This window comes from Microbacterium sp. Bi128 (assembly GCF_918698205.1).
In genome coordinates, this window is sequence record NZ_CAKKMM010001345.1 from 1 (window position 1) to 1386 (window position 1386).

4 pseudogenes and 1 riboswitch are annotated in these 1386 nt (G+C 66.6%); of the pseudogenes, 1 reads left to right on the forward strand and 3 read right to left on the reverse strand.

Annotated features, from left to right (window positions below):
* Nucleotides 1-152, reverse strand: a pseudogene (locus LQV45_RS32615) (1-acyl-sn-glycerol-3-phosphate acyltransferase); the annotation flags it as partial.
* 112 nt (nt 153-264) lie between these two features.
* Here LQV45_RS32615 and LQV45_RS32620 point away from each other — a divergent pair.
* A pseudogene (locus LQV45_RS32620) lies at nt 265-705 on the forward strand (alpha/beta hydrolase); the annotation flags it as partial.
* Here LQV45_RS32620 and LQV45_RS35955 read toward each other — a convergent pair.
* Nucleotides 645-929: pseudogene (locus LQV45_RS35955) on the reverse strand (hypothetical protein); the annotation flags it as partial. The pseudogenes LQV45_RS32620 and LQV45_RS35955 sit on opposite strands and share 61 nt — an antisense overlap.
* Nucleotides 913-1063: riboswitch (FMN riboswitch) on the reverse strand. (Overlaps the previous pseudogene by 17 nt.)
* 106 nt (nt 1064-1169) lie before the next feature.
* Nucleotides 1170-1386, reverse strand: a pseudogene (locus tag LQV45_RS32625) (ribulose-phosphate 3-epimerase); the annotation flags it as partial.

Below are 1386 nucleotides of genomic sequence, written 5' to 3' on the forward strand. Positions count from 1 at the left end.
GGCATGAAGATGGAATCCGAAAAGGAGAGGTGGTTCGAGGCAAGGATCGCGGCGCCCTCGGCAGGGACGTTGTCGAGGCCCTTGACCCAGGGCCGGAACAGCAGCCTGAGCACCGGCCCCAGGACAAACGTCTTCATGAACCAATAAAACACTCGGTGACCTCTCCGGAAGGCGTCTGGCCTGCGGCCCGAACCGGGTCCGGCCAGGCTTCAATGGACACCTTACTCTAGTGAGTTTTGGCGCTAAGGGTGACACGATGGGCTCATGACTGAAAGCAGCACCCCCCCTGCGCCCGCCGCTTTCAGCTACCCGTGCCAGGGCCCCAACGCCCGGACCGGTGTGGCCATCTGCCACGGCTTCACAGGCAGCCCGCTCAGCGTCCTGCCGTGGGCCCGCCACCTCGCCGCCCAGGGCTTCGCCGTATCGGTACCGCTACTGCCCGGGCACGGCACCCACTGGCGGGATCTCGCCCGGCAGGGCTGGCAGGACTGGTACAGGAGCTTTGAAACGGCGTACCTGGACCTGGCCGGCCGGACTGATGACTGCTATGTCGCGGGACTGTCCATGGGCGGCACGATCGCCCTGCGTACCGCGGCCCGCCACAGCGTGGCCGGCGTGGCGGAACCGAAGACGTTGCCCAGGAAGACCGTCAGGAGCAGCAAGTTGCCGGCGATGCCGACGGGCCAGGCCCAGACCCGGCGGCGCATGCCGCCGACGGCGCTGGCGAGGCCAAAGATGTTGCCTAGCACTTCACGAAGAATCAGGACAGATCCGCCTACGGGGATCTGCGCTTCGAAGAGCCATCGCAAGGGGTCCATGTGTGTGTCGTTCCTTCCCTCAAGAACCGCGATGGCTCCGGGGGTATACGACAGCGCAATTATGCGGCGCCGTTGGGGCGCCGCAGTAACAGCTGTACGTGCTTCTCTCATCCAGACTTTAACTGTCGGTACCGGAATTTCACCGGTTCAACCGTCTGCCGGCTTCCTCCCGGGGGAGGGCGCTGGCGCGCGGGTCGCGGACTGTCACCGCCGGTTCGGACTTACACCGACCCCGGAGCACGTATGTGTGTTGTTATTCTGACACAACTGCGGCCCTGCCCGGGCTATTCCCCGGATGCCGATGTTACGCCCGGCGTCATCTTCGCAGCAGTTCCCTGCCGGGACCGCGCGTCAGCGGGACCCCGCCGCCCGGAGCCTTTCGACAGCCTCCGCCGGATCCGCGGCGCCGTAGACGGCTGACCCCGCAACAAAGACGTTCGCCCCCGCCTCTGCCGCGCGCAGGATCGTCTCCTCGGTGATGCCGCCATCCACCTGCAGTGCCACCGCGACGCCGGAGCCGTCAATGGCAGCGCGGGCCCGCCGGATCTTGGGCAGCGTCAGGTCCAGG